The following is a 19,767-nucleotide window of genomic DNA, read 5'->3' on the forward strand; positions in this document are numbered from 1 at the left end:
CCCGCCCTGCCCGCCGCCACGGGCCCGGGCGGGCCCCGGCACGCTCGAGCCGCCCGGCCCACCCGGCACCCAAAGGGGCCCCTCGGGGGGTGTCTTGCCGATCAGGCCGGCCTGATCGGCAAGACACCCCTAGGCGTGCCCGCGCTCGGCCCGGATCCCGCTCACCACCCGGTTCACGGCACCCCGTACGTCCTCCATCTCCAGCAGGAACGCCCAGTAGTCCGGGTGCCGGCCCTCCAGCGCCGTCAGCGCCCGGCTCACCCGCGCCACCGCATCGTCCAGCGGCTGCGCATGCCGCGGATCCGGCACACTGCGCCCCGCCATCGCCAGCCGCTGCGCATCCCGGATCGCGAAGCGCGTCCGGTCCACCTCCGCCTGCGGATCCCGCGCCACCGCCTCCAGCCGCGTCAGCCGGTCCTGCGCCGCCGACACCGCCTCGTCCGTCGCGTCCAGCGAGCCACGGACCGCCTCGATCAGCGCCCCCACATCGGCCCAGCGCTGCTCGTCCCGGGCCCGGCCGGCCTCCCGCAACTGCTCCTCGGCCCGCGCCACATCCCGTACCGCCTGGTCCGGCACGTGCTGCAGGTCCTGCCAGCACGCGGCACTGAACCGCCGCCGCAGCTCGCTGAGCACCGGATCCACCCGGTCCGCCCGGTTGCGCAACGCCTGCGCCCGCGTCCGCAGACTCACCAGCCGCCGGTCGATCTCCGCCGCCCGCTCGGGCAGCCGCGCCGCCTCGGCCCGTACGGCCTCCGCGTCGCGCAGGATCCGGTCCGCGCGCTGCACGGTCTCCTGCACCCCGTGCTGGGCCGCGCCCTGGTTCAGCTTGGTCAGCTCCGGGCCGAGCGCCGCCAGCCGCGCCGCCAGATCATCGGCCCGCATCCCCTTGGCCCGTACGGCGTCCAGCGCGTCGCTGGCCCCGATCAGCGCGGCCCTGGCCCGCTCCCGGGCCGGAGCCACCCGCGCGAGCTGCGTCTCGGCCTTGTCCAGCAGCGGCTGCAGCCCCTGCGCGAACCGCTCCAGCTCTCCCTGGACCCGCACCAGCTCATCGCGCGCCCGGGTCAGCTGCTCCCGCGCACGCGTGGCGACCGAGGCCTCCAACTCCGCCCGGTCCAGGTCGTGCGCGTCGACCGCCTCGATGTAGACATGACTGACCTGGTCGATCCGCTGCCCCAGCGCGGCGAACCCCTCGGTCGCCTGCCGCGCGGCGGGCGACCCGTCCGCCGCGGCGATGGTCTCGATCGAGATCCGCAGATCCCGCTGGGCGGTGTCCAGCTCGTAGAACGCCGCGGCGGCGGCATCCTTCGCCGCCTGCGCATCCGCCCGCCGACTCTCGTCCCGCCCACCGAACCACCGCCGGGATGCCGTCGTCACAATCCCTCTCCCGTACCGCGTCCGCCATGCCCCGGACCCATTCTCCCCCACGGGAACGGGTTTGCGTGGGGGGTGTGCCCGCCATGTAGGCTGTCCACTCATCCACGGGTGCGTAGCTCAGGGGTAGAGCGCTGCTCTTACAAAGCAGATGTCGGCGGTTCGAAACCGTCCGCGCCCACCAGCACGAAGGCCCCCAACCGATCTTGGTTGGGGGCCTTCGACGTGACGGAAAGACGCACGACGGTGGGCAGGGGAGAAACGGTGGCGCCCGACATCGCCCTCCGGTTCGAGCGAGTCCGCACCAAGGGCAGCCACAACGACCTCCGGTTGCGCCTCGGCTCCTACCGACACACCTGCGATTCCTACTACCTTGCGATCGACAACTCCCCGACTGCCTTCGGCGGCCTGGGCCCGAGGCTCTCGCGCCTGCTGGAACAGTGGGCCGCACAGGTCGAAGCACTCACCGGCACGGGCGGCACCGCCTACCTGCCGTACGACTTCTCGGACCAGTGCACGGCATGGCTGCGCGTGTCTTCAAGTGACGGCCGTGGCGCCGAGGTTCACGCTGGCTGGAGCCGGATCGAGGCCTGGGGCCTGACCCCCTCCGACTACCTCGCCACGGCACCCCGGGTCCAGGACTTCGCCCCGATCCCCGGAGCCCACATCCACTGCTCGCTGAGCGCCCTGGCGGCCCACATCAACACCACCCGCCCCACCCTCACGGCGACCGGCCCCTGACGCGGCCGGACCCTCGGGATCGCCGGGTCGCTCAGCGGTGAGGAGTCCATCTCGAGGGAAGCGGGTCTTTCCGACCGCCCGACGCCGGGCCGGCGGTGTGTGCCGGGGGTGCTTCCGGGCGCGGGGTTTGCGCCTTGTCCGGGGGTGCGGGGAGCGAGATCATCCCGGGGTCCGTCGCAGTGTCGGAGGAGGGGGCAACGTGACTCGGCCCAGGTGTGGGGCGCAGACGGCCGCGGGGCGGCCGTGCAGCAAGCCCGCGCTCGTGAACAGCTCTCGGTGTCAGTTGCACCAGGGCAGCTGGTCCGGCTACGGAGTGGCGCAGCGGAAGAAGAAGGAAGCCGAAGCGAAGATGCGGAAGCTCCGGAAGAGGAAGTGACCGCGAAGACCCCCGGGCCAGGAGTGGTCGGGGGTCTTTCGGGTCAGGCGTTGGGGCGCTTGCCGTGGTTGGCCTTCTTCTTCTTGCGGGCCCGGCGCTTGTTGCCTCGCTTAGCCATGCTGGTCTCCCTCGTCGGTGACTCTTCATGCCTCGGTCAGTCTAGGTTCGGGGCGGTTCATTCGCATTTGGGGAGATGGACGCTCCCTTGGCCGGTGGTTCCCGGCGTGGGATCGTCGGGGGATGGGCGAGCTCGCGTGGGGTGGGTTGGCCGTGGCCGTTGTCGCCGTGGCGCTGGCGCTGATGGAACGGTCCCTGGGGGTGGGGTTCGAGCGGAAACGGGACCAGGAGCGGGCGCGGCTGCTTGCCGGCCTTGCCGAGGCGCAGGAGCGGCCCGCGCCCGGGCCCGGGGGGCGGAAGTTCCAGGACGTCGGCGGAGTGCAGCACCCCGAGGCGCAGGCCGGAGAGCGGCGGGACGAATTCACGCCGATGCTCGTGGAGTACTACGCCTACGGACTGACCCAGGCGCGGAGCAGCTTCGTGACCAGCCAGCGGTTCGCCGGGGTCGGGGCGGCGATCCTGCTCGCCGGGGTCGGGCTCGCCGTCTGGAAGGCCGAAGTAGGCGGGGAGCTGTACCTGGGGATCGTCACGAGCTCGGCGGGAGTGGTCACCACCCTGATCGGGCAGCTCTTCCACCGGCGGGCCGACATCGCGCTCCAGCACATGGCCGACCAGACCGCCTCGCTGCGCGACGACCGGCGGGCCGCCGAGACGACCCAGCAGGCCATCGAGCTGCTGGACACGGTCGAGGACCCGGGGCTACGGGCCCGCCTCCAAGCTGGTTTGATCATGAAACTTTCCGGGGCCGAGCTGCCCCGGTAGCGGATAGTGGGGGTATGTGCCGTTCCATTAAGACTCTGCGTCCGCCCGCCATCCCCGAGAAGGCGACCGAGGAGGAGATCCGCGCCGCCGCCCTGCAGTACGTACGGAAGGTGTCCGGGTTCCGGGCGCCCGCCGCGCACAACCGCGAGGTGTTCGACGCGGCGGTGGACGCCGTCGCCGAGGCCACCGCGGCGCTGCTCGACGGGATGCACGTACGGGGGCAGGCCGCCCCGGCGTAACCCGGACCCGGCCTACGAGGCCGCCGCGCGGCGGCGCATCACCCACACACCGGCGCCCAGTGCACCCGCGGTGAGGGCGGTGCCGAGGGCGATCTGCCCCGGGCTCATCGAACCGATGCTGCCGCCCGTCCCGCCGCGAGCCGCGCCCGGGGTGACCTGCAGCGATACGGTGGCGCGCTCGCCGCCGGGGCCGCCGCACTCGAAGACGACGCGGTGCGCCCCCGGGTTGGCGTTGGTGTAGACGGTGGCGCTGCCGAAGAGATTGGCGGCGTTCTGGTTGCCCGCGGTCAGCCGTACCTCGCCGAAGGCGGTCGACGTGACCCGGGCGGTCGTCGCGCCGCAGCCCTGGACGTTGAGGGCGACCCGGCCGCCCGGGGCGACGTTGGTGGGGGAGACGGTGGCGGTCGGGTAGGCGTACGCGAGTGTGGCGGGAGCGGCGGCAGCGGCGATGAGGGTCGCGGCGGCGACGGTCATCAGGCGGCGCGCGGCAGCGCGGGGTGCGGCGGGCGGTTTGGCGGGCATGGAGAGAACTCCTCGGCTCGTCGAAACGGCGCGGCCAGGCCACGGATGTGACGCGGATTCGGTGACGCGCCGTCCTCTGGACGCTAGGAGCCCAAGCCGGGGGCGGCGATCGGGGCCGGGTGAACGGGTGAGCCACTGCTCCACCCGGGGGAGCCGAGCCGCTACGAGCCGAGCCGAGCCGCACGAGCCGAGCCGAGCCGAGCCGCACGAGCCGAGCCGATCCGCCACGAGCCGAGCATGCTGGAGCCGGGCCCCGGGAGACCTCCGGTCGCGGGAGGCCCGGCTACGCGGCGCTCGCAGCCGCGGGGGCCGGGCGGCGGACGAGGAAGGCCGCCAGGGCGCCAGCGGCGAACAGGGCCACGACCGAAAGCGCGGTGCCGAGCCACTGAGTGCCCAGCCACTGGGTGCCGAAGTAGCCGAGGGCCACGCTGTAGCCGGCCCAGGCCATGCCCGCCAGGACCGACCAGGGCAGGAACTCCGCCACCTTGCGCTGCGTCTTGCCCGCGCCCAGGGACACCACCGAGCGCCCGGCCGGAGCGAAGCGGGCGATCACCACCAGGGCGCCGCCCCCGCGTGCAAGAGCCGTTCCGAGGCGCTCATGGGCCCGGGTCAGCCGGCGGGAGCGGGCGATGGCCCGGTCCAGCCGGGCTCCGCCGTGCCGGGCCAGCCGGAACGCGGCCATGTCACCCAGCACCGAGGCCGACGTGGCGATCACGAGCAGGAGCAGGATGTCCGGCACCTGCTCGGGTGCCGGCACGGGCACCGGACCCGCCGCACCGGCAGCCGCCGCGGCCGCCGCAGCGGTGATCACCAGAACCCCGCTCGGGAGCACCGGGAGGAAGACGTCGAGCACGATGGACGCCGCCACGAGGGCGTAGATCCATGGGCTCGCGGTGAGCGAACCCAGCGTCTCAAACAAAACGGGACTCCCCAGTCCGGTTGACGTGCTGCGGCATAAAGCGCCGCGACGTCGCGGGGAGCGGCAGGAGCGGCTTGACAGCCATACAGCGTACGCCCGGCGTTCGTGCCCCGGATGCCCGGGGCGCCTCCCACGCCGCCGCCACGCCAACTCCGCCGCCCCGCACCTCCGGACTCGCGGTTGCCCTACTCCGCCGCCGTGAGCTCCCGGTCCAGCACCGTCACCAGCACCGCCCCCTCGCGCTGCTTGCGCGCCTGGTCCAGCCGTAGCCGCGCCGTCCGACCCGACAGAGCCAGCGTCATCAGCTGGTTCCCGAACCACGGCCCACCCGTACGCCGCCAGTTGACCGGCGGCCGCCCCGTCCGCCCGTGCAGGGAGAACCCGCGCCCCAGCCACCGCCCCGTCCGGGACCAGCCCAGCCGGAAACCCCACTTCACCGCGGTATGGATGGAATTGTGAACCGGAGAGCACGTCAGCTGGAACACCCGCGCCGTACTCGGTATTCGAGGCTCGGCCACATACGCGTGATGCACGTCCCCGGACAGCACGCACACCGTCGCCGGCGCCCGCGGCCCCGTCCCCACCTCCTCGATCAGATCCGTCAGCGCCGTGAACGAGGCCGGGAACGCCGCCCAGTGCTCCAGATCGCTGCGCCGGCGCAGGTTCTCCCCGATCCGCGCCCACCGAGGCCCGCGCGCCCCGCGGCACAGCGCCGCATTCCACGTCTCGGCATCGTGGATCAACGGCGGCATCAGCCAGGGCAGTGAGGACCCGATCAGCAGATGGTCGTAACCGCCGTGCCCGGCCAGGGCGTTCTCCCGCAGCCACTGCTGCTCCGTCGGATCGAGCATCGCCCGCCCGTCCTCGGCCAGCACTCGCGCCGCCCGGGTGTCCACCATCAGCAGCCGGGTCCGCCCGAAGTCTCGCCGGTAGCTCCAGCGCACCGTGCTCGGATCGGCATCCGCCGCGGACGCGAAGGCCCGTAGCACCTCCGTACCGTCCGGGGTCTGCCGGACGGCTTCGTACAACCCGTCGGCAGCCAGCTCGGCGGGAGAGAGATTCCCCAAGTGCTGGTACACCCAGTACGACATCAGCCCGCTGAGGATGCGCTCCCGCCACCACGGCGTCGCCCGCATCTCCGCCAGCCACGCCGCGCTCGTGTTCCAGTCGTCTATGACGTCGTGGTCGTCGAATATCTGCAGGCTGGGCACCGTCGACAGCAGCCAGCGGATCTCCGGGTCGAGCCAGGACTCGTAGTAGAGCCGGGTGTACTCCTCGTAGTCCGCGACCTGGGCGCCCGGCGGCTCCCGCAGATCCCGCCGGGCCGCGAGCCACTGCCTGGTCTCCCGGGACAGCGCGTCCGCGTACACCTGGTCGCCCAGCAGCAGCAGGAGGTCCGGGCGCACCGCCTCAGGGTCGGCGGCGAGCCGCGCCGCGAGGGTGTCCAGCGCGTCCGCGCCGTGCGGCCCGCGCCGGTCGGCGGGCGGCGCGGCCTGCCGGCAGGAGCCGAAGGTGACGCGCAGCCCGGAGCCGGGCCGGCCGGGGCCCGCCACGGCCGGAGCGGTGATCGTGCTCGGCGGGAAGCCGCTGTCGGGCAGTGGCCACACCGGCCGGCCGTCGAGCAGCACCTCATACGCCGTGGTCGTGCCCGGGGTCAGGCCGGTCACCGGCACCAGCGCGTAGTGATGACCGGCTATCTGGAAGGTGCGCACACTGCCGCCCGCCCCGTCCGCGCACCGCACCTCGGCCGTGCACGGGCGGTCCGCCTCGACCCATATCGTGGCCGACCCGCCCGTGTCCCAGTCGACGTGGCGCAGCAGCGGCCCCAGACGCAGTCCGGCCATGCAACTCCCCCTCCTCCGTATCCCCTTCGATCACGGTACGACGGGTGGGGGGAGCCACGCCTCCCCCTGGCGGGGGAAAGATCGGCCGGCTTGGGGTCAGCAGCCGTTCAGGATGTTGACCAGGGCCGTCTTCTCGCCGGAGTCCATGCTCAGACCCCAGTACTGCTTCACGTTGACCCACATCCGTGCGTACGTACAACGGTAGGTCGTCCGCGAGGGCAGCCACTTGCCGGGGTCGAGGTCGCCCTTGGCCTGGTTGACGTTGTCGGTGACCGCGATGAGCTGCGGGCGTGTGAGGTCGTTCGCGAACTGCTGGCGCTTGCTGGTGGTCCAGGTATTGGCACCGGAACGCCAGGCCTCGGCGAGCGGGACCATGTGGTCGATGTCTATGTCGGACGCGGCGGTCCAGGTGGCGCCGTCGTACTCGGAGTACCAGCTTCCGCTCACCGCGGCGCAGGCGGAGTCCTGGACGACATTGACGCCGTCCCGCTTGAGGACGGTCTCGCGGGTGTTGCAGCTGCCGGAGACGGTGCTCCAGTGCGGGAAGAGGTCGCGGCTGTAGCCGCTGGTGGAGCCCTCGGCCTTCGGTGTGACCGTCGCCAGGTAGGCGCGGGCGGCCGAGGCGCTGATGGGGGCGGGCGGGGCGGCCTGGGCGGCGGGGGCGTTGAGGAGGGAGGTCAGTGCGGCGAGTGCGGCCGCTGACGCGAGCACGCCAATTCGACGCGCGTAGACATTGGATATGAGTGCCATGAGGGGCTCCCTGGGTGCGGGGGGTGTGGCCGGGCGACCCCGGCGGGGCGTGGCCATGGTGTCGGCGCCGGGTGTCGCGGGGATGGGCGCCGGGTGACAGCCTGGCGACATGGGCACGTCACATCAAGTCGTCAACGGCCCGAATTTAAACGGAGTTTGACATTCCGAGGGTGGGGGTCGGGACGGGGCGGGGCAGGAGGGGGCAGGAGGGGGCAGGAGGGGGCGGAGGGTCCAGAGGGGGTGGGAGGGGTCAGGAGGGGGCGGGAGGGGTGAGGAGGGACGGGGCGGGACCAAAGGCCCATTCCGGCCGGCCGTAGGCGTCGCGTACTCTGTTCGGAGCAGAAGGGGAGTAGCTCTTCGCCGGACCGTCGACATACTGCTGGGTCACCCCAGCCGGCGCCCGGAGGCAGGCCGCGCAGGCGGTCGGCCAGCGAGACCTTCGGCCGCAGTGTCCTGTTCAGGCGCAGGCGCGTTTCGTACGCGCATGCGCAATCCAGGGCGCCGCCGAGCCGAAGCGACCCCTGAAACACCCCAGGTCTCTCGGTCCCGATGGCACCCTGCCCGACCGATTGAGGTTTCGCCCCCGTGTTCAGCTTCAGCATCACGGCGATCGCCTTCGGCGTCGTCTTCCTTGCCGAACTCCCCGACAAGACGGCCCTCGCCGGCCTGATGCTCGGCACGCGCTACCGCGCCTCGTACGTCTTCGCGGGCGTCGCAGCCGCCTTCGCCGTACACGTCGCACTCGCCATCGCCGCAGGCAGCGTCCTCACGCTGCTCCCGCACCGGCTCGTCCAGGCCGTCGTCGGCGTCCTCTTCCTCCTGGGCGCGGCCATGCTGCTCCTGAAGAAGGACGACGGGGGCGATGAGGTCAAGCCGCCCGCCGACCAGTCGTTCTGGAAGGTCTCCGGGGCGGGCTTCATGCTGATCCTGGTGGCGGAGTTCGGTGACCTGACCCAGATCATGACCGCCAACCTCGCCGCGCGGTACGACGACCCCGTCTCGGTCGGCATCGGAGCCGTGCTCGCCCTCTGGGCGGTCGCGGGCATCGGCATCCTGGGCGGCCGCACCCTGATGAAGCACGTGCCGCTACGGCTCATCACCAAGATCGCGGCTGCCGTCATGGCCGCGCTGGCCGCCTTCTCGCTGTACGAGGCGATCGCGGGCTGACGGGGCGGAGTGCGGGCTGGGGGGCGGGGCGGGGTGGTGCCGGTGTCGGTGTCGGTGGCGGATATTTCCTTGCGGGAGGTGAGGGCACGGGTCACGCTCGTGCCCGTGACTGATACCAGCGCCTCCACCAGGCCCTCCACCAGCCCCTTCATCGAGCCCGCGCATACGTCTGTGACCGCTGAGGACCGGCAGTTCGGCTGGTCCAACATGTTCGTCCACCCCGATGAGGACGCCCGGACCGACGGCGGCTTCCAGGGGGAGCGCGCCGTGCTCGCCGGCTACCTGCGTGACCAGCGCCTGACGCTGGAACTCAAGTGTGCGGGCCTCGACGCGGAGGCACTGGCGCAGCGCTCGGTGGAACCGTCCAACCTGTCGCTACTGGGACTCGTACGCCACCTCGCGGGCGTTGAGCAGTACTGGTTCCGGCAGGTCATGGCGGGCCAGGAGATACGTCGCCACTACCGCTCGGAGGAGGACCGCGCGGGTGACTTCACCGGCGCGGTGGCCGACCCGGCGGTCGTCGCGGACGCGTGGGCCACCTGGCGGGCCGAAGTCGCCTTCGCGGAACAACTCGTCGCGGAGGCCCCCGGCATGGACATCACGGGTGACGGCGGACACGACGGCGAGCCGATGGAGCTCCGCGAGGTCCTGGTCCACATGATCGAGGAATACGCCCGCCACAACGGCCATGCGGACTTCCTGCGCGAGCGGATCGACGGGCGGGTGGGGCAGTAGGGGTTGGGGGTGGGGGGCGGGTGTTTCGGGGGCGGGAGCTGCTGGGGCGGGATCGGGAGGTGTGGGGGTGGCTTCGGATGGGCGGGAGCCCCTTGATCGGCATCAGGGATGTGTATGGGGGTTTCCCGTCAGTCTCATCGTCTCTCCGGTTCGGACCGGTCCCTCAAGGGCGCTCCTTCGTCGCGTCGCTTCGCGATGGCCTTCGGCCACCCTTGACCGACCGTCCCGCCCCGGAAAGTCGAAGACTGCCGGGAAGCCCCCAAAAGAACGAGCCGGGCGGAGCCTTCAGGGACGGGGCGGTCGGAGAAGCCCGACCCGGTCGGGCGCAAGAGGCACGACCGACAGGCGAGGCCCATCACCGGCACCGGGCGGGTTGGGGCGCGTCCAATCGCTACGCGCTCCTCACCTCTCAGCGTCCGACGACCGTCTCGGGCTGGACATAGACCGCCCACGACCTCGGCCCGGCCCTCGACATGCGTCCGACGACCGTCTGGGGTAGGGCATAAGCCGCCCACGACCTCGGTTCGGTGCCTGCTATGCGTCCGGCGAGCGTCTGTGGCTGGGCATAGGCCGCCCGCGACCCCTGGGCGCTCTCTTCGATGGCGTCTGACGGCTGTCGGGGGTGGACATAAGGCCGCCCACAGCCTCGGTTCGACGCTCGACATGCGTCTGGCGACCGTCCGGGGCTGGGCATAGGCCACCCACACCTCTTGGGCGCTCCTCATGCGATGCATCTGACGGCTGCTGGGGGGGTGGAGGAGCGTCAGACGGCGGCTATGTCGAGGTGAGCTCGGGTCAGTGAGTGTGCGCGGCCCAGAAGGCTGACCGTTTACCCCAATTGCCCTTGTTTGGGTGTGGGTTTGTGGTGCCGTCCTCGCGCTGACCCGGCTACACCTCGACTGAGGCGAGGAATCAGCCGACCGCCCCTCTCAATGGCCTCTGACGGCGGCCGGTCGCAGTCAAAGTGAGAGTGCTGAGGCTGTGGGCGGCTTATGTCCAGCCACAGACGGTCGTCGGACGCTGTGAGTGGGAAGCGCCTAGGCGGTGGGCGGCCTGTGCCCAGCCGCAGACGGTCGTCGGACGCTGTGAGTGGGAAGCGCCTAGGCGGTGGGCGGCCTGTGCCCAGCCGCAGACGGTCGTCGGACGTGGGGAGTGGGAAGCGCCCAGGCAGTGGGCGGCCTATGTCCAGCCAGAGACGGGTCGCTGACGCTGAGAGGTGAGGAGCGCGTAGCGATGGGGCGCGCCCCACCGACCCGGCCGATGGCGGACATGGGCCCCGTCTGTCGGTCGTGCCCCTTGCGCCCGACCCGGGCGGGCGTCTCCGGCGAGGCCGTCCCTTTGTCCTTGGCCCGGCTCGTTCTTTTGGGGGCTTCCCGACAGTCTTCGACTTTCCGGGGCGGGACGGTCGGTCAAGGGTGGAGCGCAGCGACATCGCGAAGCGACGCGACGAAGGAGCGCCCTTGAGGGACCGGCCCGAACCGGAGAGACGATGAGACTGACGGGAAACCCCCATACGCCACTCTGATGCCGATCAAGTGGCTCCCGCCCACCCGAAGCCACCGCCCAGCGTCACGAAGCCCCCGCCCTACGCCTCCGGTGCCCCCACCGTGATGGTGATCGAGCCGTCCGGGGTGGTGGTGACGTGGAGTGCCGTCAGGTCCGGGACGTGGGCCGTCGGGGCGTGGGCGGCTGCGCGGGGGCCCACGCCGATCACGCGCATGCCCGCTGCCCGGCCCGCGGTGATGCCCGCGGCGGAGTCCTCGAAGACGATGCAGTCGGCCGGGTCCACGCCCAGTGCGGCGGCGCCCATGAGGAAGCCCTCGGGGTCGGGCTTGCTGGCCTGGACGGACTCGGCCGTGACCCGTATCTCGGGCATCGGCAGGGCGGCGGCGGTCATCCGGGCCGTGGCCAGGGCGGTGTCGGCGGAGGTGACCAGGGCGTGCGGGAGGCCGTCGAGCGCGGCCATGAACTCCGGGGCGCCCGCGATCGGGACCACGCCGTCGGTGTCGGCCGTCTCGCGGGCCAGCATCACCGCGTTCTCGGCGTGATTGACCTCCATGGGGCGGTCCGGCAGGAGTACGGCCATGGTGGCGTAGCCCTGGCGGCCGTGGACCACCTTCATCGCTTCCCGGGGGTCCAGCCCGTGGGACACCGCCCAGTCGCGCCAGCAGCGTTCGACCACCGCGTCGGAGTTGACGATCGTGCCGTCCATGTCCAGGAGCAGGGCCTTGGCGGTGAGGGCGACGGGTGCGGTGGTGGTGCTGGCCGGCATCGGCGGGGCTCCAGACGGGCGGGGAAAGAAAACAAGTGGTTCCGTCCACCGGTCAGGGAATGAAGACGGAACCACTTTGTTCCCTCACGATACAAAATGAAGGGCGGTCCGCGCCACCAGCGGGCATGTGACCCTCATCCCTCCAGGGCCTTGCGGGTCACCGGGCCGTAGAAGCCCCATTCCTGATCGTCGATGCCCCTGTCGTACTGGAACTCCGACACCGCGTCCTCCACCCGCCAGTCGAACCGCCCGTTGATCTTGCCCCGGTACAGGCCCTGCCCCGCGAGCAGCCGCTGGAGCTTCTCCACCTCCGGGCCCGTGTCCCCGTACCGCAGGATCGGGCCCTTCGTGGGCGGCGGACTGGAGGCGCGGCTCGCGCTCGGAGACGGGGTGGGGGACGGAGGCGCCGATGTGCGGGACGCGCTCGGCGAGGGGGACGGCGACGGCGACGCCGACTTCGAGGCGCTCGGCGACGGGGAGGCCGAGGGGGATGCGCTGCTCGTGCTCGGGGACGGGCTCGCCGAGGGCGCGGGCGGGGCGGAGCTCGCCGCGGGCGCCGGTGCCTTCGCGTCCACCAGCGCGGCATCGCTGCCGGTGGAACCCGGGAGCACCCACACGGCCATGGCCGTGCCGCTGAGGGCGACCACCGCCGCGGCGCCGATCAGCAGCGCCAGCGGTCTTCGGGCGCCCGGGCCGGTTCGCTTCTCCCCGCCCCCGCCCCCGCCCCCTCCGCCGCCTGATGTGTGGGCCGCTGCCGGGACGGTCCGGAGCCGGACCGTCTCGGCCGGGCGCGGCGCATGCTGCGGCCCGGCCGGCCAGGGCCCGTCCGCCGGCGGCACGGGTATCCCGTACGCCGGGGTGTCGTCCTGCGCCGGGCGCGGGGGCGGGGCCACCACGCCGGACACCGGCTGCGGGGGCGCCGGGGTGTCCGGCTCGCCGGGGTCGGGCAACGTCACGTACGGGCGAATGCGCAAGGGGTTGAAACCCACACCCGGCACACACCCGCAGCCGGCGCCCGGGGCGCCGCATTCTGGACAGTGCTGACGGCTCACTGGACTCCCTCCCTCGCTTTTGCCTGCGATTATGCAGACCCGCAGGGGCCCTCCCAACCGCCCGAGAGGCCATAACCGGACACACCGCTCAGGATGGAGATGTTGATCCGGCCTGAGGAGGTATCGATGGCGCAGGATATGACCGCGGAGGCCAGGGGCCCTGTTCCCGACCCGGCGAAGACCGGCCCCGGCGCCGAGCACACCTCCCGCGAGGTACTCGTCTCCATCGGAGCGCTGCTGCTGGGCCTGCTGATCGCCGCACTCGACCAGACCATCGTCTCCACCGCCCTGCCGACCATCGTCAGCGACCTCGGCGGCATGGCCCACCTGTCCTGGGTGGTCACCGCCTACATGCTCGCTTCCACCGCCGCCACCCCCCTGTGGGGCAAGCTCGGCGACCAGTACGGCCGCAAGAGGCTCTTCCAGTACGCCATCGTCCTCTTCCTCATCGGGTCGGCCCTGTGCGGCCTCGCCCAGGACATGCCCCAGCTCATCGGCTTCCGCGCCCTGCAGGGCCTGGGCGGCGGCGGGCTGATCGTGCTGTCGATGGCGATCGTCGGCGACATCGTCCCGCCCCGTGAACGCGGCAAGTACCAGGGCCTCTTCGGCGGCGTGTTCGGCGCGACCAGCGTGCTCGGCCCGCTGCTGGGCGGTCTGTTCGTGGACAACCTGTCCTGGCGCTGGGTCTTCTACATCAACCTCCCCATCGGTCTGGTCGCGCTCGTCGTCATCGCCGCCGTCCTGCACATCCCGGCGCGCAGCTCGAAGCACACCATCGACTACCTCGGCACCTTCCTCATCGCCTGCGTCGCCACCTGCCTCGTGCTCGTCGCCTCCCTCGGCGGCACCTGGGGCTGGGGTTCGGCCCGGATCATCGGCCTCGCCGTCCTCGGCGCCGTACTGCTCGCCGTCTTCCTCTTTGTGGAGCGCAAGGCCACCGAACCCGTGCTGCCACTGGGACTGTTCCGTATCCGCACCTTCACCCTCTGCTCGGTGATCAGCTTCGTCATCGGCTTCGCGATGTTCGGCGCGATGGTTTACCTGCCGACCTTCCTCCAGGTCGTCCAGGGCGTCTCGCCGACCATGTCCGGCGTCCACATGCTGCCGATGGTGCTCGGCATGCTGATCACCTCCACCGTCTCCGGCCAGATCGTCAGCCGCACCGGGCGCTGGAAGGTCTTCCCGATCGCGGGCACGGCCGTGACCGCGATCGGTCTGCTCCTCCTGCACCAGTTGCACCGCACCAGCTCGACCTGGGAGATGAGCGTCTACTTCTTCGTCTTCGGCGCCGGTCTCGGCCTGGTCATGCAGGTGCTCGTCCTGGTGGTGCAGAACGCGGTCAGCTACGCCGACCTCGGTGTCGCCACCTCCGGTGCCACCTTCTTCCGCTCCATCGGCGCCTCCTTCGGCGTCGCGATCTTCGGCACGATCTTCACCAACCAGCTCGACGACAAGCTGGCCACCGCCCTCGCGGGCGCCACGCTGCCGGCCGGTGCGAGCGTGGCGCAGCTGGAGGCCGACCCGCGGGCCATCAGTGCCCTTCCCGCCGAGCTCCAACCGCAGGTGCTCGACGCCTACGCCACCGCCATCACCGACGTGTTCCTCTACGCCGTGCCGATCGTCCTGATCGCCTTCGTGATCGCCTGGTTCCTGAAGGAGGACAAGCTCCGCGGCTCGGTCACCGCACCCGATGTGACGGAGACCCTGGCCTCCAACCCCGTCCACCGCTCCTCCCACGACGAGGTGGCCCGCGCGCTGTCGGTCCTCGGTACCCGTGAGGGCCGCCGCCACGTCTACGAGAAGATCACCGAGAAGGCGGGCTACGACCTGCTGCCCGCCGCCAGCTGGCTGCTGCTGCGGATCAAGAAGTACGGCTCCGCGGAGCCCGCGATGCTCGCCGAGCGCACCCATGTGCCGCTGAAGATCATCACGGACGCCGCCCGCCAGATCGAGGAGCGGGGGCTCGCCGTCCGGGACGGGCTGCCGCTGGTCCTGACCGACCGGGGGCGGGTGAGCGCCGCGAAGCTCGCCGCTGCCCGGCAGGAGTCCCTCGCCGAGCTGCTCGGCGACTGGTGGGGACCGGACCGGCCGACCGACCTGGTGAAGCTGGTGCGGGAGCTGAACGCGGAGCTGTGCGGTTCCGACGCCGAGGAGCCCTACGATTCCGCGCCGCGCCGGGACCACGCCGCCCACTAGCGGCTCCCGAGGCAGCTTCAGCAGTGGCTCCCGCGCGGCTCAAGCCAGGCGCTTCTCGAACCAGTGGTGTGCGTACGGGCTGGAGTTGTAGGCCGGTATTTCCGCATACCCGTGCCGCGCGTACAACGACCGGGCCTCCACGAGATCCGACCGGGTGTCCAGCCGGACCCGCTCGGCGCCCAGCGCACGGCCCTCCGCCTCGAGGGCCTTGAGCAGGGCCGACCCGCCGCCCGTGCCGCGGGCGCGCCGGTCGACGTACACCCTGGTGAGCTCGGCGGTGGCGGGGTCGAGCAGCCGGACCCCGCCGCACGCCAGGGGTGCGCCGTCCAGCCGGCCGACGACGAACTGCCCCGTCGGCGGGAGGAGCCCCTCGTCCGGGAAGTCGAGCAGTCCCTGGTCGATCTCGGCCTCGGTGACCTGCCGTTTCCAGTACCGGCCGGCAACCTCGGCGTAGTACGCGCGGCGCAGGGCAGTGGCGTCCCGGGTGGTGAAGGCCTCGGGGGTCACGGTCCACGACATGGTGGAAGTGGTGGGTGTGGGGGGTGTGGAGTGCCGGCTCTGTGTGGTCATGGCGTCATTGTGGAGCGCGGGGCGGATCTCCCGCGTGGAATATCCACAGGGCCGGGCCGATGATAGGAAAAGGTCCATCTGCGCCTACCCGGAGGGTGTGAAGCGCCATGTCAGAGCATCCCGACTGTGCCCTGGTCCGCCGCGGCTACGAGGCCTTCGGCAAGGGCGACATGGAGACGATGAGCACGTTGCTGACGGCCGACGTCATCCACCACGTCCCCGGCGGCAACCCGCTGTCCGGGCACCACAAGGGACGGGAGAACGTCCTCGACCTCTTCCGCCGCCTCGGCACCGAAACGAACGGCACCTTCCAGGTACACCTGGAATCGGTGCTGGCGGACGGACGCGGGCACGTGATGAGTTTCCACACGGCGCGCGCCGACCGCGGTGACCGCGGCATCGAGATCCGCCAGGGACTCTTCTTCACGATCATCGGCAACAAGATCACCGATATCGACCAGTGCACCGCGGACATCGACGAGGAAGACGTCTTCTGGGGCAAGCCACTCCCCTAAGGCCTGTCTGATAATTGATCTTGTGGCAGGTCGAGGTGAGTTGACGGACGCGGCGTGGGAGCGGATAGAGCCCTTGTTGCCGCAGGTAGACGGGCGTGGTCGGCCTTGGCGTGATCACCGGCAGGTGGTCAATGGTGTGCTGTGGCGGTTGCGGACCGGGGCTCCGTGGCGTGACCTGCCGGAGCGGTATGGGCCGTGGCAGACCGTCTACGAGCGGTTCGCCCGCTGGGAGGCGGATGGCACGTGGGCAAGGCTGCTGGAGCATGTGCAGGTCCGCGATGATGCGGTGGGCCGGGTGGAGTGGATCGTCGCGGTCGACTCCACGGTCAACCGTGCCCACCAGCACGCTGCCGGCGCACGTAAAAGGGGGCCGCAGACGGGGACGAACTGGAAGATCCGGGCTGCTCGCAGACGCGCCAGGCCCTCGGCCGGTCCCGAGGCGGGCTGACCACGAAGGTCCACCTCGCGGTCGACGGCCGGGGCCTGCCGCTGTCGATTGTGCTCACGCCCGGCAACGTCAACGACGCCACCGCATTCGGTCAGGTCCTCGACGGGATCCGCGTTCCGCGAGGCGACACCGGCCGCCCGCGCACGACACCTACCCGAGTCCTGGGCGACAAGGCCTACTCCAGCCGGGCGATCCGGCATCTGCTGCGGCGTCGGGGCATCGCCGTCACGATCCCCGAGCGCCGCGACCAAGCGGCCAACCGTCGGCGCCGAGGGCGCCTCGGCGGCCGGCCGCCCGCCTTCGACAAGGAGGTCTACCGCGACCGCAACGTGGTCGAACGATGCTTCGCACGCCTCAAGCAGTTCCGCGCGATCGCGACCAGGTTCGACAAGCTAGCCGACCGCTACCGCGCCGGAGTCGTCCTGGCCTCGCTGATCCTCTGGCTCCGCGAACCAGTCCGTGATCATTTGTCAGACACTGCCTAGCCGGCCAGCGGGTGCTCCGCCGAGCGCGCCACCGGCCCGGCCAGGGGGCCTGCCCCGATGCGGGCCGGGCCCCGGGGCGCGTCAGGCCTTCTTCGGCGCCGCCTGCTGCACGACCTCGAACGACCACACCGTCGAGGCGGAAGCCGCGGGCTTCGGGCGCTCGCCGCCGCCCTCACCGCCACCCGCCGCGCCGCCCCCACCCTGGTGAGCGGCCTTCATCGGCCCCTCCATCCACGCCTGGAAGTCCTCCTCCGAACGCCAGCGCGTGTAGACCAGGTACTGGTCCGTGCCCTCCACGGGGCGCAGCAGCTCGAACCACTCGAACCCGTCCGAGCTCTCCACCGCCCCGGCCCGGGAGGCGAAACGCTGCTCCAGAACGTCCCGCTGCTCGGCGGGGACCGTCAGTGCGTTGATCTTCACGATGCTCATGAGAGCCATCCTAGGTATCCCGTGGGGGATATCGTCGTGCGGGTAATGGAGCGCGGCAGCCAGGCGAAGTCAGGGTTGCGGTCAACACGGCGGGAGGCCGGCGAGGCGTGGCTAACGCGGCAGAGCACAGCAGTGCGACCGGACATGCCGGAGTCATAGGCGATGACAGCAGGCTCGGGGCCGCACGCCTCCTCCTGTGGGCGCTCGCGGGCGCCCTCGCCGTCAGACAGGCCGCCGCCGTGCTGCGGGTGCCACCGGGCGAGTGGCTGAACGGCTTCCACCTCCCCGGCAACCTGCCCGGATCGGTCTACGACACCGGCCAGTTCTCCGGCACCCCCTTCGCCGGGCTGGTCCTCAAGCCGCTGGTCGGCCTCGCCGCCCCGTCGCTGGAGGTCGCCTGGACCTGCGTGACCCTGCTCTGCGTCGCCGCCATCGGGCTCGTCGCCGCGCGCGGCCTGCCCGACCCCGTACCGCGGCGCACCGCGCTCCTTGCCGCGCCCGTGCTCACCGCCCTGATGATGGTCTCGCTGCCCGTCCGCGAGGCCGCCTCACCCGGTCAGACCGCCGTCCTGCCCGTCCTGCTGGTGCTGCTGGCCGTCTTCCGCGTGCCCGGCGACCGGCCAGCGGGCATCCTCGTCGGTCTCGCCGCCGCGCTCCAGCCGGCGCTGCTGCTCTTCGCCCCGCTGCTGTGGCTGACCGGCCGCCGCCCCACCGCGCGCACCGCAGCCGTGACCTTCGCCGGAGCCACCGCGCTGTCCTGGGCGGCCATGCCGCGCGACTCCTGGACGTACTGGGTCCAGCACCTGGCCGGCACCGGCCTCGGCGGAGTCCCCGACGGCCTCGCCAACCAGTCCGTGCACGGCGCGCTGCTGCGCCTGGGCCTGACCGGACCCGCCGAGATCCTGCTCTACGCCGCCCTTGCGGGCGCCATCGTCTGGTTCGGCCTGCGCCGCGCGGTCCGCTACGCCCGCGACGGCCAGCTGCTGCTCGCCGTCGCCGTCACCGGCTGCGTGGCCGTCGCCGTGTCCCCGGCCGGCTGGCGCCACCAGCTGCTGTGGGTGCTCCTCGCCGTCGCCGGCAAGGTGGGCAAGCGGGCCGCCGACCGCTCCGTATGGCCGGTGGCCGTGGTCCTCGCCATGACCCTGCCGAGCACGGTGCTGCTGCCGAACCTGGCCGCGCTGGCCCCCGTACGCGACAACGTGCTGCTGCTCACCGCCGTGGCCGCCGCCTGCGCGGTGCCGTTCCTGCCGCGCTCGTCACCGTACTGGCGCGAGCCCGTGCCGACCGACTACGGGCGCCCGGCGGCGGCCCGCTGGTCCCGGGTGCCGCTGATGCCCTTCTGGCGTCGCGTGCTGTCCCGCCCGAACCTGCTGCTGGAACTCCTGCTGATACGGGTGGGCTACTCGCTCTACTCGCACATCCGGGCCGCCGCGCCCACCAGCCGCAGCCTCGCCGAGGGCAACGGCAGCCAGATCCATGCCATCGAACGGGCGCTGGGCATCGACATCGAGCACGCCGTGAACCACGCCGTGGTCAACACGCCCTGGCTGGAGGCGTTCTTCAACTTCTACTACACCTCCTTCCACTTCGTGGTCCCGCTGGCGATCCTGGCGGTCCTGTACTGGCGCCGCCCCGGCGACTACCGCTGGGCGCGGGCCTCCCTGGGCCTGGCCACCGTCCTCGCCCTCGTCGGTTTCTGGCTCTACCCGCTCGCGCCGCCGCGCCTGATGCCCGGCCTCGACTTCATCGACACCGTGCACGGGCCGCAGGACCTGGCCAATCCCTCGTACGGGGCCATGACCGCGATCTCCAACCAGTACGCGGCGATGCCCTCGCTGCACTTCGGCTGGTCGCTGTGGTGCGGGATCGTGATCGTGGTGCTGGCGCCGAAGGGCTGGCAGAAGCTGCTCGGGGCGCTGCACCCGCTGATCACGGTGTGCGCGATCGTGGCCACCGCCAACCACTGGGTGCTGGACGCGGTGGGCGGGGCCGTCGTCGTGACGGCCGGCTTCGGGCTCGTGTACGTGCTGTCCGGGCCGCGGGGGCTGCGGCTGAGCCTGCCCGGGCCGCGCGGGGGCGGGGAGGAACCGGGCGAAGGCGAAGGTCAGGGCGAGCGGAAGCCGCGGGCCGGGGCGCGGGCCGCCTCGTAGCGGGTACGGCTCCCGCCGTAGCCCTGGCCGGGCTTGGCCTGGGCTGGGCCGGCTCGGGCCGGGTCGGGGGAGGCCGAAGGGGCGCCGGGGCAGTGGATGCCCCGGCG

20 protein-coding genes and 1 tRNA gene are annotated in these 19,767 nt (G+C 71.9%); 11 read left to right on the top strand and 10 right to left on the bottom strand.

The window, feature by feature from the left end; all coding sequences use genetic code 11:
* Window positions 1-129 precede the first annotated feature (129 nt).
* Window positions 130-1,425 (bottom strand): hypothetical protein, encoded by a 1,296-nt coding sequence (locus ACGFZK_RS18685; protein WP_393849954.1) that lies wholly within the window; start codon window positions 1,423-1,425, stop codon window positions 130-132.
* Window positions 1,426-1,480: 55 nt separating this feature from the next.
* Between ACGFZK_RS18685 and ACGFZK_RS18690 the strand changes: the two genes are divergently transcribed.
* Window positions 1,481-1,555 (top strand) — tRNA-Val (locus tag ACGFZK_RS18690).
* Between the two features lie 80 nt (window positions 1,556-1,635).
* A complete protein-coding gene (locus ACGFZK_RS18695; RefSeq protein WP_393849955.1) occupies window positions 1,636-2,112 on the top strand; it encodes a hypothetical protein in 477 nt (158 codons plus the stop codon).
* A 419-nt stretch (window positions 2,113-2,531) separates the two neighbouring features.
* On the opposite strand, the gene ACGFZK_RS18700 is transcribed toward ACGFZK_RS18695, so the two are convergent.
* On the bottom strand, window positions 2,532-2,606 hold the full coding sequence (locus tag ACGFZK_RS18700; protein ID WP_100661309.1) for a 50S ribosomal protein bL37: 75 nt from the start codon (window positions 2,604-2,606) through the stop codon (window positions 2,532-2,534).
* 122 nt (window positions 2,607-2,728) lie between these two features.
* Here ACGFZK_RS18700 and ACGFZK_RS18705 point away from each other — a divergent pair, with 122 nt between their 5' ends.
* Together ACGFZK_RS18705 and ACGFZK_RS18710 are read left to right on the top strand one after the other, a co-directional pair.
* A complete protein-coding gene (locus tag ACGFZK_RS18705) occupies window positions 2,729-3,367 on the top strand; it encodes a hypothetical protein (RefSeq protein ID WP_393849956.1) in 639 nt (212 codons plus the stop codon).
* Window positions 3,368-3,381: 14 nt separating this feature from the next.
* Window positions 3,382-3,606 carry a DUF2277 domain-containing protein gene (locus ACGFZK_RS18710; RefSeq protein ID WP_393849957.1) on the top strand — a complete coding sequence of 75 codons (225 nt, stop codon included), beginning with the start codon at window positions 3,382-3,384 and terminating at the stop codon, window positions 3,604-3,606.
* 12 nt (window positions 3,607-3,618) lie between these two features.
* Here ACGFZK_RS18710 and ACGFZK_RS18715 read toward each other — a convergent pair whose 3' ends face one another.
* The 4 genes from ACGFZK_RS18715 to ACGFZK_RS18730 all read right to left on the bottom strand — a co-directional run bounded on the left by ACGFZK_RS18715 (window position 3,619) and on the right by ACGFZK_RS18730 (window position 7,632).
* Window positions 3,619-4,128, bottom strand: coding sequence for a hypothetical protein (locus ACGFZK_RS18715; protein WP_393849958.1), 510 nt, complete (start codon window positions 4,126-4,128; stop codon window positions 3,619-3,621).
* 283 nt (window positions 4,129-4,411) lie between these two features.
* On the bottom strand, window positions 4,412-5,047 hold the full coding sequence (locus ACGFZK_RS18720; RefSeq protein ID WP_393849959.1) for a DedA family protein: 636 nt from the start codon (window positions 5,045-5,047) through the stop codon (window positions 4,412-4,414).
* Window positions 5,048-5,232: 185 nt separating this feature from the next.
* On the bottom strand, window positions 5,233-6,891 hold the full coding sequence (locus tag ACGFZK_RS18725; RefSeq protein WP_393849960.1) for an alkaline phosphatase D family protein: 1,659 nt from the start codon (window positions 6,889-6,891) through the stop codon (window positions 5,233-5,235).
* Window positions 6,892-6,987: 96 nt separating this feature from the next.
* On the bottom strand, window positions 6,988-7,632 hold the full coding sequence (locus ACGFZK_RS18730) for an HNH endonuclease family protein (RefSeq protein ID WP_393850077.1): 645 nt from the start codon (window positions 7,630-7,632) through the stop codon (window positions 6,988-6,990).
* Between the two features lie 594 nt (window positions 7,633-8,226).
* Here ACGFZK_RS18730 and ACGFZK_RS18735 point away from each other — a divergent pair.
* Both ACGFZK_RS18735 and ACGFZK_RS18740 read left to right on the top strand, forming a co-directional pair.
* Complete coding sequence (locus tag ACGFZK_RS18735) at window positions 8,227-8,808, top strand: TMEM165/GDT1 family protein (RefSeq protein ID WP_393849961.1); 582 nt, start codon at window positions 8,227-8,229, stop codon at window positions 8,806-8,808.
* A 207-nt stretch (window positions 8,809-9,015) separates the two neighbouring features.
* Window positions 9,016-9,543, top strand: coding sequence for a DinB family protein (locus tag ACGFZK_RS18740; protein WP_393850078.1), 528 nt, complete (start codon window positions 9,016-9,018; stop codon window positions 9,541-9,543).
* Between the two features lie 1,585 nt (window positions 9,544-11,128).
* Here ACGFZK_RS18740 and ACGFZK_RS18745 read toward each other — a convergent pair.
* A complete protein-coding gene (locus tag ACGFZK_RS18745; protein WP_393849962.1) occupies window positions 11,129-11,815 on the bottom strand; it encodes an HAD-IA family hydrolase in 687 nt (228 codons plus the stop codon).
* 134 nt (window positions 11,816-11,949) lie between these two features.
* Window positions 11,950-12,123, bottom strand: coding sequence for a peptidoglycan-binding protein (locus ACGFZK_RS18750; RefSeq protein ID WP_393849963.1), 174 nt, complete (start codon window positions 12,121-12,123; stop codon window positions 11,950-11,952).
* Between the two features lie 40 nt (window positions 12,124-12,163).
* Here ACGFZK_RS18750 and ACGFZK_RS18755 point away from each other — a divergent pair, with 40 nt between their 5' ends.
* Together ACGFZK_RS18755 and ACGFZK_RS18760 are read left to right on the top strand one after the other, a co-directional pair.
* A complete protein-coding gene (locus ACGFZK_RS18755) occupies window positions 12,164-12,859 on the top strand; it encodes a hypothetical protein (protein WP_393849964.1) in 696 nt (231 codons plus the stop codon).
* A gap of 134 nt (window positions 12,860-12,993) precedes the next feature.
* Entirely contained in the window at window positions 12,994-15,063 is a 2,070-nt protein-coding gene (locus ACGFZK_RS18760) for a DHA2 family efflux MFS transporter permease subunit (RefSeq protein WP_393849965.1), read from the top strand.
* Window positions 15,064-15,102: 39 nt separating this feature from the next.
* Here the strand turns inward: ACGFZK_RS18760 and ACGFZK_RS18765 are convergent, their stop codons facing one another.
* On the bottom strand, window positions 15,103-15,582 hold the full coding sequence (locus ACGFZK_RS18765; protein ID WP_393850079.1) for a GNAT family N-acetyltransferase: 480 nt from the start codon (window positions 15,580-15,582) through the stop codon (window positions 15,103-15,105).
* Window positions 15,583-15,740: 158 nt separating this feature from the next.
* Between ACGFZK_RS18765 and ACGFZK_RS18770 the strand changes: the two genes are divergently transcribed.
* Together ACGFZK_RS18770 and ACGFZK_RS18775 are read left to right on the top strand one after the other, a co-directional pair.
* Window positions 15,741-16,148 (top strand): nuclear transport factor 2 family protein, encoded by a 408-nt coding sequence (locus tag ACGFZK_RS18770; RefSeq protein ID WP_393849966.1) that lies wholly within the window; start codon window positions 15,741-15,743, stop codon window positions 16,146-16,148.
* 22 nt (window positions 16,149-16,170) lie between these two features.
* Window positions 16,171-17,081 (top strand): IS5 family transposase gene (locus ACGFZK_RS18775; protein ID WP_393849967.1). Its coding sequence is split into 2 segments (ribosomal slippage): window positions 16,171-16,525 and window positions 16,525-17,081, totalling 912 coding nucleotides; the frame shifts between segments, so codons are not numbered across the junction.
* A gap of 81 nt (window positions 17,082-17,162) precedes the next feature.
* On the opposite strand, the gene ACGFZK_RS18780 is transcribed toward ACGFZK_RS18775, so the two are convergent.
* The gene (locus ACGFZK_RS18780; RefSeq protein WP_393849968.1) at window positions 17,163-17,510 is read right to left on the bottom strand and encodes an antibiotic biosynthesis monooxygenase family protein; all 348 of its coding nucleotides are present in this window, start codon (window positions 17,508-17,510) and stop codon (window positions 17,163-17,165) included.
* Window positions 17,511-17,617: 107 nt separating this feature from the next.
* On the opposite strand from ACGFZK_RS18780, the gene ACGFZK_RS18785 reads away from it, so the two are divergent.
* Window positions 17,618-19,660, top strand: a complete 2,043-nt coding sequence (locus ACGFZK_RS18785; protein WP_393849969.1) for a bifunctional glycosyltransferase 87/phosphatase PAP2 family protein — start codon at window positions 17,618-17,620, stop codon at window positions 19,658-19,660.
* The last annotated feature ends 107 nt before the right edge of the window (window positions 19,661-19,767 follow it).

Origin of the sequence: Streptomyces sp. NPDC048257, assembly GCF_043201855.1 — a bacterium.
Lineage (GTDB): Bacteria > Actinomycetota > Actinomycetes > Streptomycetales > Streptomycetaceae > Streptomyces.

Coding starts and splice junctions, on each gene's coding strand:
- ACGFZK_RS18710 (WP_393849957.1), top strand. CDS start 3,382: ATGTGCCGTTCCATTAAGACTCTGCGTCCGCCCGCCATCCCCGAGAAG.
- ACGFZK_RS18725 (WP_393849960.1), bottom strand. CDS start 6,891: ATGGCCGGACTGCGTCTGGGGCCGCTGCTGCGCCACGTCGACTGGGAC.
- ACGFZK_RS18715 (WP_393849958.1), bottom strand. CDS start 4,128: ATGCCCGCCAAACCGCCCGCCGCACCCCGCGCTGCCGCGCGCCGCCTG.
- ACGFZK_RS18765 (WP_393850079.1), bottom strand. CDS start 15,582: ATGTCGTGGACCGTGACCCCCGAGGCCTTCACCACCCGGGACGCCACT.
- ACGFZK_RS18705 (WP_393849956.1), top strand. CDS start 2,729: ATGGGCGAGCTCGCGTGGGGTGGGTTGGCCGTGGCCGTTGTCGCCGTG.
- ACGFZK_RS18770 (WP_393849966.1), top strand. CDS start 15,741: ATGTCAGAGCATCCCGACTGTGCCCTGGTCCGCCGCGGCTACGAGGCC.
- ACGFZK_RS18760 (WP_393849965.1), top strand. CDS start 12,994: ATGGCGCAGGATATGACCGCGGAGGCCAGGGGCCCTGTTCCCGACCCG.
- ACGFZK_RS18745 (WP_393849962.1), bottom strand. CDS start 11,815: ATGCCGGCCAGCACCACCACCGCACCCGTCGCCCTCACCGCCAAGGCC.
- ACGFZK_RS18780 (WP_393849968.1), bottom strand. CDS start 17,510: ATGAGCATCGTGAAGATCAACGCACTGACGGTCCCCGCCGAGCAGCGG.
- ACGFZK_RS18740 (WP_393850078.1), top strand. CDS start 9,016: ATGTTCGTCCACCCCGATGAGGACGCCCGGACCGACGGCGGCTTCCAG.